General features: G+C 60.1%; 13 protein-coding genes. 9 read left to right on the top strand and 4 right to left on the bottom strand.

Features of this window, described 5'->3' with window-relative positions; translation table 11 throughout:
• Positions 1-51 precede the first annotated feature (51 nt).
• The 4 genes from fabF (at position 52) to BM132_RS09265 (ending at position 5413) form a co-directional block, all read left to right on the top strand.
• On the top strand, positions 52-1344 hold the full coding sequence (gene fabF / locus BM132_RS09280) for a beta-ketoacyl-ACP synthase II (RefSeq protein WP_092454811.1): 1293 nt from the start codon (positions 52-54) through the stop codon (positions 1342-1344).
• A 205-nt stretch (positions 1345-1549) separates the two neighbouring features.
• Positions 1550-2812 carry a serine hydrolase domain-containing protein gene (locus BM132_RS09275; RefSeq protein ID WP_092454809.1) on the top strand — a complete coding sequence of 421 codons (1263 nt, stop codon included), beginning with the start codon at positions 1550-1552 and terminating at the stop codon, positions 2810-2812.
• A gap of 120 nt (positions 2813-2932) precedes the next feature.
• Positions 2933-4270 (top strand): alginate export family protein, encoded by a 1338-nt coding sequence (locus BM132_RS09270; protein WP_092396285.1) that lies wholly within the window; start codon positions 2933-2935, stop codon positions 4268-4270.
• Between the two features lie 39 nt (positions 4271-4309).
• Positions 4310-5413, top strand: a complete 1104-nt coding sequence (locus BM132_RS09265) for a polyamine ABC transporter substrate-binding protein (protein ID WP_092454807.1) — start codon at positions 4310-4312, stop codon at positions 5411-5413.
• 85 nt (positions 5414-5498) lie between these two features.
• Here the strand turns inward: BM132_RS09265 and BM132_RS09260 are convergent, their stop codons facing one another.
• Together BM132_RS09260 and BM132_RS09255 are read right to left on the bottom strand one after the other, a co-directional pair.
• Positions 5499-6110, bottom strand: coding sequence for a TetR/AcrR family transcriptional regulator (locus tag BM132_RS09260; protein ID WP_092454805.1), 612 nt, complete (start codon positions 6108-6110; stop codon positions 5499-5501).
• Between the two features lie 220 nt (positions 6111-6330).
• The gene (locus tag BM132_RS09255; protein WP_092454804.1) at positions 6331-7107 is read right to left on the bottom strand and encodes an IclR family transcriptional regulator; all 777 of its coding nucleotides are present in this window, start codon (positions 7105-7107) and stop codon (positions 6331-6333) included.
• A gap of 164 nt (positions 7108-7271) precedes the next feature.
• Here BM132_RS09255 and BM132_RS09250 point away from each other — a divergent pair, with 164 nt between their 5' ends.
• Genes BM132_RS09250 through BM132_RS09235 form a run of 4 tightly spaced genes read left to right on the top strand, consistent with a single transcriptional unit; the run spans position 7272 to position 10776 of the window.
• Complete coding sequence (locus tag BM132_RS09250; protein ID WP_092396293.1) at positions 7272-8030, top strand: ABC transporter substrate-binding protein; 759 nt, start codon at positions 7272-7274, stop codon at positions 8028-8030.
• A gap of 60 nt (positions 8031-8090) precedes the next feature.
• Positions 8091-8747 (top strand): amino acid ABC transporter permease, encoded by a 657-nt coding sequence (locus BM132_RS09245; protein ID WP_092396295.1) that lies wholly within the window; start codon positions 8091-8093, stop codon positions 8745-8747.
• On the top strand, positions 8744-9490 hold the full coding sequence (locus tag BM132_RS09240) for an amino acid ABC transporter ATP-binding protein (RefSeq protein ID WP_092396297.1): 747 nt from the start codon (positions 8744-8746) through the stop codon (positions 9488-9490). Before BM132_RS09245 ends, BM132_RS09240 begins: the two co-directional genes overlap by 4 nt.
• Positions 9487-10776: an NAD(P)/FAD-dependent oxidoreductase gene (locus BM132_RS09235; RefSeq protein ID WP_092454802.1), complete on the top strand. Its 1290-nt coding sequence runs from the start codon at positions 9487-9489 to the stop codon at positions 10774-10776. The genes BM132_RS09240 and BM132_RS09235 overlap by 4 nt, the downstream gene beginning before the upstream one ends.
• A 103-nt stretch (positions 10777-10879) precedes the next feature.
• Here BM132_RS09235 and BM132_RS09230 read toward each other — a convergent pair whose 3' ends face one another.
• The gene (locus tag BM132_RS09230) at positions 10880-12583 is read right to left on the bottom strand and encodes an ABC transporter ATP-binding protein/permease (RefSeq protein WP_092454800.1); all 1704 of its coding nucleotides are present in this window, start codon (positions 12581-12583) and stop codon (positions 10880-10882) included.
• 199 nt (positions 12584-12782) lie between these two features.
• Here BM132_RS09230 and fhuF point away from each other — a divergent pair, with 199 nt between their 5' ends.
• Positions 12783-13472 carry a siderophore-iron reductase FhuF gene (fhuF, locus tag BM132_RS09225; RefSeq protein WP_092454797.1) on the top strand — a complete coding sequence of 230 codons (690 nt, stop codon included), beginning with the start codon at positions 12783-12785 and terminating at the stop codon, positions 13470-13472.
• A gap of 1003 nt (positions 13473-14475) precedes the next feature.
• Here the strand turns inward: fhuF and BM132_RS09210 are convergent.
• Positions 14476-16122 (bottom strand): cyclic peptide export ABC transporter, encoded by a 1647-nt coding sequence (locus BM132_RS09210; RefSeq protein ID WP_092454795.1) that lies wholly within the window; start codon positions 16120-16122, stop codon positions 14476-14478.

Genomic DNA, 16122 nt, shown 5'->3' with positions numbered 1-16122 from the left:
CAAACGCCTGCTGTTGTCAGTGGATGTCGACTGAGAAATGAAGAGGTTTTTATGATGACTGCCGAAGGTCAAAAGCGAATCGTCGTCACAGGCATGGGCATTGTCAGCCCCCTGGGTTGTGCAGTGGAAGAAGTCTGGCAGAGGTTGCTGGCAGGACGTTCCGGTATTCGTAACCTGTCTGGCGATATCACCGAAGGTACCGGCGTTGCGGTGGGTGGCCAGGTGCCGTCTCTGCAAGAGGATGCCGTTGCGGGGTATGACCCCGAGCGCTTTATCTCGGTCAAGGATCGCAAGAAGATGGACCGTTTCATCGAGTTCGCCCTGGTCGCTGCCGATGAAGCCCTGGCGCAGGCAGGCTGGCATCCGACGCAAGCCTCAGACCAGGAACGCACCGCGACGATCATTTCATCGGGCGTTGGTGGCTTTGGCGCAATTGCCGACGCTGTACGCACTACCGATGCACGTGGGCCGCGCCGCTTGTCGCCATTCACCGCGCCGGCCTTTCTCGCCAACATGGCGGCCGGACACGTTTCCATCCGGCATGCGCTCAAGGGGCCTCTCGGTGCGCCTGTAACGGCTTGCGCCGCCGGGGTGCAAGCCATTGGCGATGCGGCCAGGCTCATCAGAAGCGGTGAGGCGGATATCGCCATATGTGGCGGTACCGAAGCGGCGATAGACCGTGTGACCCTGGGCTGTTTTGCCGCCGCCCGCGCGCTGTCCACGGGCTTTGCCGAACGCCCTCAGGAGGCCTCGCGTCCCTTTGATCGTGACCGTGACGGTTTTGTCATGGCCGAAGGGGCCGGGCTGCTGGTGATCGAGTCGCTGGAGCATGCCTTGGCTCGAGGTGCCAAGCCCCTGGCCGAACTGGTCGGCTATGGCACCAGCGCCGATGCCTATCACCTGACGGCGGGCCCGGAAGACGGCAGCGGCGCACGGCGTGCCATGCAGCAGGCTCTGCGCCAGGCGGGGGTCAGCCCCACCGACGTGCAGCATATCAATGCCCACGCGACCTCCACACAGGTGGGCGACAACGGGGAGTTGGCAGCGATTCGCTCGGTGTTCGGGACTGACTCAGGCGTAGCTATCACCTCGACCAAGTCCGCCACCGGGCACCTTCTGGGGGCGGCGGGGGGCATTGAAGCGATCTTCACAGTGCTCGCGCTGCGTGATCAAGTCGTACCGCCGACGCTGAACCTGCTTCACCCCGACGAGGCCGCAGAGGGGCTTGATCTGGTCGCCCTCAATGCCCGGAAGATGCCGATCACCCATGCGCTCTCGAATGGATTCGGGTTCGGCGGCGTTAACGCCAGCGTCCTGTTTCGCTGCTGGGATGCTAAATACTAACTAAGCGATACCGGTTCCGGCCGCTTCGGCTTGTATATCAAAGGATTTGACCCTCATCACCACAGGTCTTTGGCCTGTGGCATTTTCCGCCGACGAGGTGGACATATCAAACCCCTATAAAATATTTTATTGACTAAAATATTTTATAGGGGTAATTGTTTTCCTGCATCTGCTCCCACGCAGAGTCATTTCCAGGATCACATAGATGAGCCAGAACGCCGTCCCCTTACTCGTCAGGCTTTACGTAGAGGTCAATGAATCTTCACTGGTCGAGCCGGTCGTTCCGCGCTTGATGCAAGGGTTTCCCGCTGCGCCGGAGCAGCGTGTGACTTGGGAAAACTGGATGCGCCCGCCCTTCAACCGCTGGGGGTTTCGCCATCTGTCTCAGTTGCGCCCATCCATTGAAGTGCAGGCTGGGCGGGGCCCATGCGACCCCTTGGCCGAAGCGCCCCAGGCGCTGGATGAGCTGCATTTTGACAGCGTTTGCGGCCTGAGCATTAGCGTGCTTGATCATCTGAGGGCCAGTCACACTGATGGCTTTCTGGTGATGCGAGGTGATCAGGTGCTGTTCGAGCGTTATTTCAACGGTCAGCGTCCTGACGATCGCCACATCATGTTTTCGGTGACCAAGTCGCTGATCGGCGTGCTGGGCGAACAGTTGATCAGCGATGCCGTGCTCGACCCGGCGCGCCAGGTCAGCAGCTACGTGCCCGAGCTGGCAGGCAGCGCCTTCGGTGATGCGAGCGTGCGTCAGCTGTTCGACATGGCTGTGGGGGTCGACTACAGCGAGGTCTATGACGACCCGGCGTCCGAGAGTTCGCAATACGGTTATGCCTGCGGTTTCAACCCGGCGCCAAGCCAATACAGCGAATTCGAATCCCTTTACCAGTACCTGCCGTCGTTGCGAAAGCGAGGTGAGCACGGTGGGTTTTTCCATTACGTGACCGCCACCACCGAGGCCCTGGCCTGGGTGATGGAATGTGCCTCGGGCAGGTCCTGCGCGCAATTGTTGCAAGCGGTCTGGAGCCGGCTGGGTTGTGAGCGCGACGGCTATTTCATGGCCGACCCCTGGGGGCGCAGCGTGGCGGGTGCCGGCTTCAGCGCCACCCTTCGTGACATGGCACGCTTTGGTCGTTTGCTGGCCAATGACGGCCGGCACGCAGGTTCGCAACTGTTGTCCAGCGAGGCCATCGGGCGTATCGCCAGTGGCGCGTCTCCGGCGATCTATGCGGCTAACCCCGAGTTTTCGGCGTGGACGCCCGGCGCGTCCTACCGCAGCCAGTGGTACGTGTTCAACGACCACAGTCAGGCCCTGATGGCGGGTGGCATCCATGGCCAATACCTGTTCATCGACAAGCCTTCCAAAGTGGTGATCGTCAAGCAGTCGTCGCTGCCGGAGGCGGTCGGCCCGTTCGATGCCGACAGCGTGCGCATGCTGCGCGCCATTGCTGCGCATCTGACGCGCTGACGCCACTTCCAACAATAACGATCCAGCGTTTGGATTCCACCTGGCTTGCCCAGGTGTTGGCGGCGTGCTGTGCCGTCTGCAACTGCCCTGTAACAACAATAACTACACAGGAGCTTCACGATGTATTTCACGATGCGTTCTACCCGCGCGCTGGCGGCGGTCTGTCTGCCCCTGAGCGCCCAGGTTGCCCTGGCGGGCTACGCCTTCGAGGACGGCGACCTCAAGGGCGAGCTCAACCTCACCGCTGGCGGTGCGACCATCACCACGCGCAACGTCAACTTCGGCAGTGGCCGGGTCGACCAGCGCAACGGCCGCAATGACGGCAGCCGTATCGGTTGGCAGGAGTTTTACGTTAAACCCGGCATCAAGTTCGATTACGCCCTGACCCCGGACGTCAACCTGCTCGGCGGCGCGTCGGTGGTGGCCGCCACCACCTTCGGTGATGGCGACGCGGGTGGTTTTACCCGAAGCTCTGACGGCCAGGTGGCCAGCGAGGAGATGTTTGCCGGCGTGCAGGTCGGCGAGTGGAAGCTTACCGCCGGGCGCCAGAACTATATGGTCGGCACCGGTTTCATCGTTATGGATGGCAACCTCGACCAGTTCAACGACGGCGCCTACTGGCTCGGTCCGCGTACAGCTTTCAAGGATTCGGCCATCCTGGCCTGGGAGCAGGGTGCGCTGAAAAGTCAGGTCTTCAGTTTACGCACCGACGACGACCTGGGTGACTTTCGCATGACCGGATTCAACCTCGACTACAACCTCGACGACCAAGTCACCCTCGGCGCGATGGCGCTCAAGGTCAACGCCCTCGGCCCGCGCGGCAGCACGCTGCCACGACGGCGCGACGGCATGCAGGTCTACAACCTGCGCGCGCTCAATACCAAGGTGCCGGGTGTCGCAGCCTTGACCCTGAACGCCGAATACGCTGTGGAGCGCGGCAGTGGTGAGGGCGTCGACTATGCGGCCAACGCCTGGTACGCCCAGGCCGACTATGCCTTTGGCGACGTGCCGCTGACGCCGATCCTCGGTTACCGCTACGCGAGCTTTTCCGGCGACGACAACCCAGGTGACAATCGGCAAAAGGCCTGGGACCCGCTGAGTAAAGGCTTCATCGACTGGAGTACCTGGCTGGTCGGCGACGTGGTCGGCAACTACCTGTTGTTCAACAGCAACGAAAACGTCCAGCAGTTCTCGCTCAAGACGCACCTGAGCCAAACCCTGACCCTGGGCGCGATCCACTATCAGTTCTGGCTCGACGAGAAAAACTACATGGGTGCTGCAGTCAGTGACCGGCGCTTTGCCGATGAAAGCGTGGTATTTCTCGACTGGACCCCAACGCCGTCCTTCTACACCTCACTGTCGTACAACTGGGTCAAACCCCTGGCGGCGGCCAAGCAAATCTTCGGCAATGACCGGAACTTCGATGCCCTGGAACTCTACTTCACCTACCGTTATTGAGCGCCGCGAGCCATCGCGGCCGCGTAGGAGTGTTTGAGCATGAACAAGTCTTTGCGTAATACCTTGTCGGGCGTCGTCATCACTTGGCTGTGCAGCGGCTGGTGCTTGGCCGAAGAGCGCACGGTGCGCATCTATAACTGGATCGAGTACCTGCCAGCCGAAGTCCTCAAGGACTTCGAGCAAGAAACCGGCATTCGTCCGATCTATGATGTGTTCGACAGTGTCGAGACCCTGCAATCCAAGTTGTTGACCGGCAACTCCGGCTACGATGTGGTGTTTCCCAGCAGCTCTAACATCAGCCATCTGATCGCCGCCGGCGCCATCGAACCGTTGGACCGCAGCCAGTTGCCCAACTGGCAACACCTCGATACGCAGTTCATGACCTCCCTGGAGGCGGTGGGCGACCCCGGCAATCGGTACGCTGTGCCGTATCTGTGGGGCACCACGCTGATCGGCTACAACGTCGACAAGGTCCAGAAGATCTTTGGCGCGGATGTGCAGATGAACACCTGGGACATGATCTTCAAGGAAGAGAACCTGAAAAAAATGGCCGGCTGCGGCGTCGGCTTCCTCGACGCAGGCAACGAGATCCTGCCCATCGCCTTGCACTACCTGGGCCTGGACCCTAACAGCCAGAAACGTGAGGACTACGCCCAGGCGCAGCAGTTGATGCTGAAGATCCGCCCCGATATCACCTACTTCAACTCCTCGCGATACGGCATGGACCTGGCTAACGATGAGGTCTGCGTGGCGGTAGGCTGGTCTGGCGGCGTGGCCTTGGCCAAGCGGTTGGCGGACGCGACAGGCAAGGGCGTCAAGGTAGCCATGGCATTGCCCAAGGAGGGGGCACCAATGTGGTCGGATGTGATGGTGGTGCCGATCAATGCGCCGCATGCAGACGAGGCTCACGCGTTTATCAACTACATCCTTCGCCCGGAAGTGATCGCCATGATCAGCAACCGGATCGGCTACCCGAACCCCAACAAGGATTCGACGCAATTGGTCAATGCCGAGATTCGCAACGATCCCAACATGTATATTCCTGAAGAGGCGCGCAAAACCCTGTTCCCGCTGCAGCCGATGCCGGCGGCGATGGAGCGTATCCGCACCCGTGTCTGGACCACCATCAAGACCAATCGCTGAACAGCGAGGCGGCGTGGCTATGGTTGCGTCGCCGCAATTAGCCGATCCTGGGTGGTGATTTCAGCGACCAGGATGCCCGCCAGGGTCAGGTACGCATGCCTTGGAATAGCAGGGCGGTGATGCGTCGCACCTGGCTGGAGTGGGATTCGATGTCCGGCGGTATCTGGCTGACCAGGCGCAGCAGTTGCAGGTGCGCGTAGTCGTTGAGCAGGAACGCCGCCAGGTCGACGTCCAGGTCGGCACGCAGTTTGCCGGCCTGTTGCAACTCGCGCAGCAGACCGCTGATTTCAGCGCGCAGAGCATCGTTCATGGCGCGGTAGCCTTCGGGCAATTCACTTTGGCCGCCGAACAGGATCAGCGGTAACAGCTCGCGCCACAGGCTGGGGTGCATGACTTGGAGGGCATAATCGGTGAGGAGTTTTTCCAGGTAGCAGAGGGCGTCCACCGGGTCGTCCATGGCCGGGATCAGGCGGCGGGTATCGTGCAGGGCGCGTCGGTCAGCCTCATGGAGGATTTCCAGAATGATTTCCTGCTTGTTGCCGAAGTACTTGAATACCGTGGGCGCCGAAACGCCCGCCTGGTTGGCGATCTGTTCGATGGTGGTGTTCTGGAAGCCCTGGCGTTCGAACAGTTCGATCGCCGCTTTACTGATGGCTTGGCGCCGTTCGAGCCTTTGCCGTTCTCGCAGTCCGCTCACGCAAGTTCCTTGTCAGGTCAAGAGTAGGGCACATCTGGCCCCAGTCAGTGCTGCAAAAATACTTTATGGGGTAAAAACTTTAAAGCGCTCATTTTTGTAGCGGTGCACTCAAGCGCGCCGCCGGCTCGCCCTGTATCGGGCAACCCTCCTGCACGGCGAAAACAGTTCGCGCACGACTCAGCATGCCTCGCCTTCCGACTGCCGCAAAAAAATTCATCGGCTACAGGGTTCGTATTGACGAGCGAATCGCCCGTGCACACTCGATAACCGCGGGCGCCAGCTTGCGCTCGGCTTCCTCCATGGTCCAGCGACTGCTGGGCACCACCACATGCACCGCCGCCACCGGCAGGCCCTGACTGCCAATGATGGGCGCAGCTATGGACATGTCGCCCAGGAACAGCTCTTCCCTGTTTATGGCGTACCCCCTGCGCCGCGTGGCCTCGATTTGCTCAATGATGTCGGCAATCTCGGTCAGTGTGTATTGGGTATGTCGTTTGCGGTCGCTGGCCTGCAGTGCGGCAGCGAGTTCGTCGTCTGGCTGGGCACTTAGAAAGGCTCGTCCAGAACCGGTGCAGTACATCGGTATCCGACTGCCGATGGGCATGTGGATAGGGATGAATTTCGGCGCTACGAAGCGTGCAACGTAAACCATGTCCAGTCCGTCGGGCTCGGTCAGATTGGTCGTTTCCCCGGTAGCCTGCGCCAGCTCGGCAAGGAACGGATTGGCCACGTCAACCAGCGTGTCGGCGGCCAGGTAGTTGTAGCCGATTTCCATGACTTTCGGGGTCAGTTGAAAGCGCTTGGTCTGCGGATGCTTGCGCACGTAACCCAGCTCTTCGAGGGTGTGAATCATGCGTTGCGCGGAGCTTTTGTTGATCTCTGCCGCTTGCGCGATATCCGCCAGATTCATCGTGCGCCGGGAAGCGTTGAAAGCCCGCAACACGGCCAGACCTTTTTCCAGTGACTGATTGAAGAGGGGATGAGGGGTATCGGTCATGGGGAATCCTTGTTTTATTGATTTATAAGTATCGATATTCGATATTTATAAATCTCTTTACGATTTTAGTAAATCGTTTATAGTCATTTTGAGCCTCCTGCCATTCATTGGGGCAACCCTTACCGGACTTAAGACAAACAAAAACGTCCAATGGGAGATACGCCATGCTTACTCGCTTTCGTGCATTCACGTTCGTTGTCGCTCTGGCTACTGGCATCGCTTCAGCCAATGTCGTCGCCGAGCCCGTCTACAAGGTTGGCGCAACCGCGACGGGTATTCCCTTCACCTTTCTCGACGTCAAAAGCCAGAGCATCCAGGGCATGATGGTCGACGCCGCGCAGGCGGTGGCCAAGGCTGGCGGCTTCGAGGTGGAGATCCAGCAGACCACTTTTGCTTCGCTTATTCCGTCACTGACTTCAAACAAGATCGACCTGATCTCCGCCGCCATGCTCCGGACGCCGGCGCGGGAAAAGGTGGTGCAGTATTCTGATCCGGTCTTCAGCTATGGCGAGGGGCTTATCGTCAAAGCCGACGACCAGACCCAGTACACCCGCATGGAAGATTTTGCCGGTGAGGTAGTCGGCGCCCAGGTCGGTACTGTGTTCATCGATGAGCTGAACAAGCGTGGTGTCTTCAAGGAGGTCCGTGGCTATGACTCGATCCCTGATCTGATGCGTGACCTGGCGCTTGGCCGTATCAAGGCAGGCTTCGCCGATCGCCCGATCGTGGCCTACCAACTGGCTCAGGGCACACAGAACAAGGTGCACCTGGTACAGAGTTATCAGCCTGTGGTGATGGGGGACGTTTGCCTGATCGTGCGCAAAGGGGACAGCGCAACACTGGCGCAGGTCAACAAAGGCATCGCTGCGATCAAGGCTGACGGTTCGCTCGAACGAATCATCGAGAAGTGGAAACTCAACTGACGGTTTTGTCGACCGCCTGCGTCGGCAGGCGGGTCCACTCATTGTCCTGTGGGTAGCTTTATGATTCTCCAGAATGTTTTGGACTTCCTCCCTATCCTGCTCAAAGGGGCGGTGGTCACTCTTCAGGTAACGGCGGGTTCGTTTGTACTCAGCTCGCTGATAGGGCTGCTCTTTGCCCTGATGATGGTTTCGAAGATACGCACGATCGCCTTGTTCGCCATCAGCGTGGTGAACATCATTCGTGGTCTGCCGATCATCGTGCAGCTGTTCTATATCTATTTCGTCCTGCCGGAATTTGGCATCCAGCTGACCGCCATGCAGGCCGGTGTCATTGGTCTGGGGATCGCTTATTCGGCGTATCAGGCGGAGAACTTCCGGGCCGGTATCCAGGCTATTCAGCAAGGACAGATCGAGGCAGCGGAATCGTTGGGTATGCGTGGTGCGATGGTGATGCGGCGAGTGGTGCTGCCCCAGGCATTTCGCATTGCTTTACCGCCTTATGGCAATACGTTGGTCATGATGCTCAAGGATTCCTCGTTGGTCTCCACCATCACCGTGGCCGAGATGACTCGCGCGGGACAACTGATCGCCTCTTCGACCTTCGAGAACATGACGGTCTACACCCTGGTGGCATTGCTTTACCTTGCGATGAGCCTGCCGCTGTCCTTTGCGCTACGTCGTTTGGAAGCACGCTTCAGCACTCGGAGAACGTCATGATTGAGATCAAGGGCGTTTACAAGAGTTACGGCAGCGTGGCGGTCCTCGAAGGCATCGACTTGCAGGTGAAAAGTGGTGAAGTGGTGTGCCTGATCGGCCCTTCGGGGTCGGGGAAGTCCACGTTGCTGCGCTGTATCAACGGCCTGGAAAGTTATGATCAGGGCGACGTTCTGGTCAACGACGAACGTGTCGAGCGCAATGCCCGGACCATCCACGACATTCGCAGCCGGGTGGCAATGGTTTTTCAGCGCTTCAATTTGTTCCCGCATCGCACGGCCTTGGAAAATGTCATGGAGGGGCCGATCTATGTGAAGAAGGAGAACCCTCAGGCTGCTCGCAGGAATGCTGAGGCGCTGATGGAAAAGGTTGGCTTGTCCCATCGGATGAATGCCTACCCGGACGAACTGTCCGGAGGTCAGCAGCAACGTGTCGCCATTGCCAGGGCGTTGGCGATGAACCCTCAGGCGATCCTCTTCGACGAACCGACCTCAGCACTCGATCCGGAGCTGGTCGGCGAAGTGTTGGCGGTGATGCGCAATCTTGCCGATGAGGGTATGACCATGATCGTGGTGACGCACGAGATGGCGTTCGCTCGAGACGTGGCCGATAAGGTCTGTTTTCTTCACAGCGGCAAGATCGTCGAGTCAGGTCCGGCGGGGGAGGTTCTGAGCACCCCGGCGCATCCACGCACTCAGGACTTTCTTCGCCGACTGCTCAATCACAGCGGTGAGGTGCAGGCGTGAACGTACCTTTCGAACCTCAACTGCCGGCCTCTCTCTGGGCCGCGACTGCGACACCCGCGGTGCAAACGCCGGCGCTGGCCGAAGATAAACAGGTGGATGTCGCCATTGTCGGTGCCGGTTACACCGGTTTGGTCACAGCTTTGCGCTTGGCCGAAGCAGGTGTGAGTGTCTGTGTGCTGGATGCCGGCGAGCCGGGTTGGGGGGCTTCGGGGCGCAACGGTGGACAAGTGATCCCGGGGCTGAAATTCGACCCCGATCAATTGCACGCCAAATTCGGTCCGGCCCGAGCCGAAGCGATGCTCGATGTGGCCGGTTCAGCCGCTGACGAAGTGTTTTCGTTGGTCCGCCAGTACGGCATCGAGTGTGATGCGAGCCAAAAAGGCTGGATTCAACCCGCCTGTTCGGCCACCGCGATGAAGGTCATCGAGCAGCGCGCCGCGCAATGGCAACGCCGCGGAGTCAAGGTGGAGCTACTGGACCGAGCCGCGGTCAGTCAACGTATTGGTACCGAGAACTATCTGGGCGGCTGGGTTGATCCGCGGGCCGGCAGTTTGCATCCACTGAGTTACGCCCGTGGCCTGGCGAAGGCCGCAATGGGACTGGGCGCGATGATCCACGGCCACAGCCGTGTCACGGGGTTGCAGCGACAGCAATCGGGGTGGACTGTGTCTACTGCGCAAGGCGCCAGGATCAGTGCGCAGCGGGTGTTGTTGGCCACCGATGGCTATACCGACGACCTGTGGCCCGGATTGCGCCAGACCGTCGTCGCGGCCAACAGCTTCATCATCGCGACCCATCCGCTGCCACCGGCTATACGCAAGACCATCTTGCCCGGTGGCGAGGTCTGTTCGGACTCACGACGCTTGCTGCTGTACTTCAAGCAGGATGCACAAGGGCGTTTGCTTCTGGGAGGGCGGGGCCCCTTCTCGGAGCCTTCCCGACAGCGTGACTGGGCGCATCTGGAGCGTTCGTTGGGTGCGCTGTTTCCGCAAGTGGCGGATGTGCCGGTCGAATACCGCTGGAGCGGTCGGGTCGCCCTGACACAAAGTTTTCTACCGCATGTGCATGATCCCGCACCGGGGCTGTCAGTCCTGCTCGGCTACAACGGTCGCGGCATTGCCCTGTCCACGGCGTTAGGCAGGCATCTGGCAGCGAAGCTGTCGGGGACGACGCAGGATTTCCCGTTTCCGGTCATGCCACTGCGCCAGATTCCCTTTCATGCTTTGCAGCGGCTTTATCTTGCCGCCGGGATTAGCTATTACCGGGTACTGGATGCCTTGTTTTAATACTTGGCTGGGGCTGGGGCTGGGGCTGGGGCTGGGGCTGGAGCGTTCTGCTCATGGGCGGCGAAGACACTAAACCCATCGCCAAAACCGGTGCTCTGCGAACTCACACCGGTTGCTTCACCTTCCGATGCACCCACCGTGCTTCGCTTTGCAGCTCCAGGACTTGCCAATGGAAGCGCTCAAGCGAAGCATTGTGTCCGACGCTGATCAGGATCGTTTCCGGCAGCGTCTCTTTGAGCAGTTGATAGCAGCGCGCCTCGTTGGTTGAGTCCAGTGCCGAACTGCTCTCGTCGAGGAACAGCACCGTCGGGCGGGCCAGCAGGGCCCTGACGAACGCACAGCGTTGCTGTTCGCCGACGCTGAGGGTCTGCGTCCAGTCCCGCTCCTGCTCCAACAGATCGCTCAGGTGTTGCAGGCCGACTTGCTCCATGGCCTGGCGCAGCGCGGCATCTTCTTCGCGACGGGGTGGGTTGGGGTACCACAGCGCTTCACGCAGACTGCCCAACGGCAGATAGGGTTTTTGCGCAAGCGTCAGGGCACGCTCACGGTCATAACAGCTTGAGCCACGAGCGTGATGCCAAAGCCCGGTAATCGTGCGGATCAGCGTTGATTTGCCGTAGCCGGACGGCGCGCGGATCATCAGGCTGTCACCGGGCTTGAGCGACAGATTGAAGTCTTTGAACAACGGTCGGCCGTTCGGCAGCCAGATGTCCAGGTCCTTGATGTCGAGACCGTCGGCCTGTTGTTCGAGCCTGACCTGAGACTTGACCTCAACGTTATCCAAGCGCTCCTGGAAGCCGATCAAACGGTCGATCACCGACTTCCATTCCGACAGCTCCGGGAACACGCTCACCAGGTAGGCAATGGCGGCGTGCACTTCGCCGAAGGCCGCGCTGATCTGTGTCAGGCGGCCGAGGGGAAAGGCGCCGGCAAAGAACTGTGGCGCCATGATGAACATCGGAATGACCGTCGCACTGCGCAAGTAGAAGGTCGAGTAGCCCATGATCAGCTTCTGTTTTTTCACCAGCGCCCAGAAGTTTTCCAGTGCCGCCTCCAGGCGGTGGTTGAAGCGTTCGTTCTCTACGACTTCGCCGCGGTATTGCGCTACCGAGTCAGCGTTCTCCCGCAGGCGGATGAGCGAAAAACGAAAATCCGCTTCACGTCGCTGCTGCATGAAGTTGAGGCTGGGCAGCGCGCGCCCCAGCCAGAAGGCCAGGCCTGTGCCCAGGAGCGCATACACCAGGGCGACCCATACCAGCAGTCCCGGAATGATAATGGACTGGTCGTTGAACGGCACGCTGACCAGGCTTGAAGCCTGCCAGAGGATATGCAGGAAGGAAAACAGCGACACCACCGAGGTCAACAGGCCCAGGCTCAATTTGAGCGACTTGACGATGAACAGGTCGATGTCTTCGGCGATCCGCTGATCGGGGTTGTCGACCTCGGTTTCGGTCAGCTTCAGCTTTTGGTAGCGCTGGCTGTCCAGCCATTGATCCAGCATGTTGCGGGTGGCCCAGCGCCGCCAGCGGATGGTCAGCTTCTGCTGGAAGTGGAACGCGCCCACGGTGAAGGCGGCGGTGCCGATCTGCAGCAGGATGAATTGCAGGCTGCCGATCAGGAAACCGTGGTAGTCCAGGGCCTGCAAGGCATTATAGAAATGCAGGTTCCAGAAGTTGGTGAGGATGTTGACCCCGACCAGGCATAGGGTCATCAGCACAGTGGCCAACAGCAGCAACAGGGCCGGGTACTTTTCCTCGGATGCCCAGAAAGGCCGCGCGAGACGCCAGAAATTGCGGAGTGTGTGCATGTGGTCTTGGTGAGCCTGGTCGCTAACGACGTTGAGTTTGCAGGGGAGGGAGGATAGGATCAGCCAATGCTAATCGTTTGCATTAATTAGGGAAAGCCACGGGAGCCCCGTTATCGAATTTCCAGAATGGCTTAACCAGGCCTGGCCGCCGATACAGCGGGTCATTCGGCAGGAACCTGGTGATCAGCCTGCCATCGCGTTGAGCCAGCTTGCCGACCCTGCCGTACTGCAACCCTTGCTGACCCGGTTTGCCTTGCGTTACCCAGGGGTGAACCGCGCCGCCGTGGTTTCGCAGTGGTCGATGAACTACATGAGTATCGTCCTGCCGGCCACCCTGGCCTGTGTGCTGACGCGTGGCTGCGCGATCGAGTTCTGGGGCGAGGAGGCCTTGCTGATACACGACGACGGTCAGCCGTCGGCGCTGAGCCTGGCCACCGGACTGTCAGCCTTGGACGCGGATGGCCGTGCGGTGTATTGGTCGCGGTTGATCCACGAGCACTTGGCGCCACTGTTCAGCACATTGGCCGCCGCCGGTGGCCTGGCCCCGAAAATATTGTGGGGCAACTTCGTTGCTATCTGGGACGGTGCCTTCGCCAGGATTGACCCTGACCTGTCCAGGGATGGCTTTGCCGAGGCGCACCGGTGGCTGGAACAGGTCACGGTGAACAACGGGCGCTTGAAGCTGCGAGGTCTGCAACGCATGGTCGAATCACCGGCGCCGCAGATTTGCCCCTGCTTGCCATTGCGCCGGCATTGTTGCCTGCATTACCAACTGCACGAGCCGGTCGAAGGCCAACCGCCGGTGCTCTGCGAATCCTGCCCCAAGCTGCACCGCCTGCCGCTGGCGGAGCAGGTGAGCTACCTGCATTACATCTATGAAGAGGGTTGAGCGCAGGTTTTGAACGGCCTCGGCCAGACGTCCCCCGCATTGTTGTAATGCTGTTCACTTAAGGAAATGGCGCTTTCTGAGGGGGGAGGGTTCGTTTTCTTTTGGGGTGGATTGGATTGGGTACATATCCGTTGCTGCGGTAACGGCTGCTTAGGGTTCCGCCCTGACGGCGGGTCACTTTTGGAAGAGCGCCAAAAGTAACCAAAAGCGCTTTGCCCCACCACTTGGCACCTCGCCTAGGCTCGGTGTGCCCTCACTCCGGCATTGCTCCGTGGGCCGCCGCGAAGGGCCATCCATGGCCCAGCGCGGCTATCCCGGCATCCATGCCGGGATGCCCACTGCGCAATGCCTGCGTTCGGCCAGCGTGGTTAACGGGGCGCCGAGATCAACGTCCACCGCGAGGCGGCCTGAAAGCCGACCTGGTTCTTGGTGAGTCCGAGTTTCTCCTGTGGGAGCGGGCTTGCTCGCGAAGGCGGAGGGTCAGTTTGCAGTGATGTTGGATGTGTCGGCCTCATCGCGAGCAGGCTCGCTCCCACAGGGTTTTGCGGCGTACGTGCATTTTTGTGGCTGCCGAAAATCCATGTGGGTGCTCGCGATAGCAGTGGCTCAGCCACATAGAATACCGGCATGTACCCCGCTCTTGCTCTTGCTCTTGCTTTGGATCTTGATCTCGATGCCCCGTTAACCACGCTGGCCGAACGCAGGCATTGTGCAGTGGGCCCACGGAGCAATGCCGGAGTGGGGGCACACCGAGCCTAAGCGAGGTGCCAAGTGGTGGGGCAAAAGCGCTTTGGTTACTTTCGCCTGGGCCGGCATTCCGGCTTTTCGAAAGTAACCCGCCGTCAGGGCGGAACCCTAAGCAGCCGTTACCGCAGCAACGGATATGCACACTCCCGCCTGGAAAAAAAACGAGCAGATTTTTCAAAAAAAGACGCTTTTCATTTCTGAAACAAGCGCCGTTTTTCCTAAGTGAACAGCATTACCCACAGTGTTCAGGGTTTCCTCAAGACAGCATTTGCGCCATGGACGGCGCGTCGGCCTCGACGGTGACTTCGCTGAGCTTGCCATGTTCGATGCGGATCAACCGGTCGGCCAGGCCGAAGTAGGCGTCGTCGTGGGAGATGACGATCAGTAGTTTGCCGCGTTCGCGCAGGTCCGGCAGGATCCGGGTGTAGAAGAAGTGCTTGAACACCGGGTCCTGGTCGGCCGCCCATTCGTCGAACAGGTAGCAGGGGCGATCATCCAGGTACGCACTGAGCAGCGCCAGGCGCTTGCGTTGCCCGGTGGACAACGCCAGTGTCGTCAGCTTGCCGTCCTCGATTTGCACCTTGTGGTCCAGTTGCAGATGCACCAGGTAGTCCTGTGCCTGTTTCACCAGGTGCGGATCGTCGCCATCGAACAGATTTTCGAACAGGCAGAAGTCGGTGAAGATCGCCGAGAAGTGCTGTCGGTAATGGTGATTGTCATTGCTTGAGGACACTTGCTCATCGAGCATGACGTCGCCGCTTTCCGGCCGGTACAGCCCGGTCAGCAACAACGCCAGGGTGGTCTTGCCGCTGCCGTTACCGCCGGTGATGAACACCACTTCGCCGGCATTGAGGGTGAGGTCGATGGGCCCCAGGGTGAAATGACCGTCCTCGCGCTCGCGGTAGTAAGTGTGGGTGACCTGGCGGCACACCAGGCTGCGAACCTGGGTCGGCGAGATCGTCTCGACGGTCTCGTCGGCGGTTTGCATCTCGCCTTCCAGGGCGCGGATCTTGTTCAGGGCCACGCTGGCCCGACCGAGGGTCGGCAAGGCGTGCATCAGCTCCGACAACGGCGTGATCATGTAGAGGATCGCCAGGATATAGCCGGTGACCAGGCTCGCGCTCAGGTCGATGAAATGCGGCGCGGCGAACAGCACCACACCGATCAGCATGTAGAACACCGCATTGCCCCAGTTCAGGACCAGGGCGTAGATGCTCATGCCCCGTACAAAATCGCGGCGGTATTGCTGGCTCACCGGTATCAGCAGGCGGGTGAAGAAGTGCTGCCGGCGTGGATGGTTGAGTTGCAGTTCCTTGCTGCCATCGGTGAGCAGGCGGTATTGATTGAACAACTGGTCCTTGAGCTCGCGAGCACGGGAGATCGAGGTCAGCGCCCGGCGTTGCGGCCAGTGAAAGCTCAGGCTGCCCAGCACGATCAGCAGCAGCGTCAGGCCGAGCAATGGCATGCTGAGCCAACCCAGGTAGCCGAGGCACGCGGCGATGATCCCGACGTTGACCAGCAGGATCGGCACCAACTCCACCGCCTGGCTGATGGTCTGCGTATCGTCGGTGAGCATCGCCAGCAGGCGATGCTTGCCCAGGCGCTGCAATTGCGCGTAAGGCGTGTCGATCAGCTTGGCGCTCAGGTGCAGGCGCATGTCGTTGACGGCCGCCTGGCCCAGGCGCAACAGGCTGATGTCGGAGATTATCCGCGACACCGCGACCAACACCACCAGGCCGGCGAAGAGCAGGCCATCCACCGGGCGCAGCTTATCGAACACCTCCAGGCTGTGGTTGATGTTGGCGATCAGACCGGCTGCCGCAAGGCCGCAAATCAACCCCGTCAGGGTCGCCACCAGCAGTGCGCGCCAGGAGCGTTTAGCCATGAGTAACAACAGATCCAT

The organism is Pseudomonas sp. NFACC45, from assembly GCF_900113505.1.
Taxonomy (GTDB): Bacteria; Pseudomonadota; Gammaproteobacteria; order Pseudomonadales; family Pseudomonadaceae; genus Aquipseudomonas; species Aquipseudomonas tehranensis.
Note: the sequence above shows the minus strand (reverse complement) of the source record. Positions and strands in the feature narration are given on the sequence as shown.

Bases quoted from the DNA above. Each gene is read 5' to 3' on its own strand.
- fabF (WP_092454811.1), top strand. From the start codon at position 52: ATGATGACTGCCGAAGGTCAAAAGCGAATCGTCGTCACAGGCATGGGC.
- BM132_RS09230 (WP_092454800.1), bottom strand. From the start codon at position 12,583: ATGCACACACTCCGCAATTTCTGGCGTCTCGCGCGGCCTTTCTGGGCA.
- BM132_RS09275 (WP_092454809.1), top strand. From the start codon at position 1,550: ATGAGCCAGAACGCCGTCCCCTTACTCGTCAGGCTTTACGTAGAGGTC.
- BM132_RS09255 (WP_092454804.1), bottom strand. From the start codon at position 7,107: ATGACCGATACCCCTCATCCCCTCTTCAATCAGTCACTGGAAAAAGGT.
- BM132_RS09270 (WP_092396285.1), top strand. From the start codon at position 2,933: ATGTATTTCACGATGCGTTCTACCCGCGCGCTGGCGGCGGTCTGTCTG.
- BM132_RS09240 (WP_092396297.1), top strand. From the start codon at position 8,744: ATGATTGAGATCAAGGGCGTTTACAAGAGTTACGGCAGCGTGGCGGTC.
- BM132_RS09250 (WP_092396293.1), top strand. From the start codon at position 7,272: ATGCTTACTCGCTTTCGTGCATTCACGTTCGTTGTCGCTCTGGCTACT.
- BM132_RS09265 (WP_092454807.1), top strand. From the start codon at position 4,310: ATGAACAAGTCTTTGCGTAATACCTTGTCGGGCGTCGTCATCACTTGG.
- BM132_RS09210 (WP_092454795.1), bottom strand. From the start codon at position 16,122: ATGGATCTGTTGTTACTCATGGCTAAACGCTCCTGGCGCGCACTGCTG.
- BM132_RS09245 (WP_092396295.1), top strand. From the start codon at position 8,091: ATGATTCTCCAGAATGTTTTGGACTTCCTCCCTATCCTGCTCAAAGGG.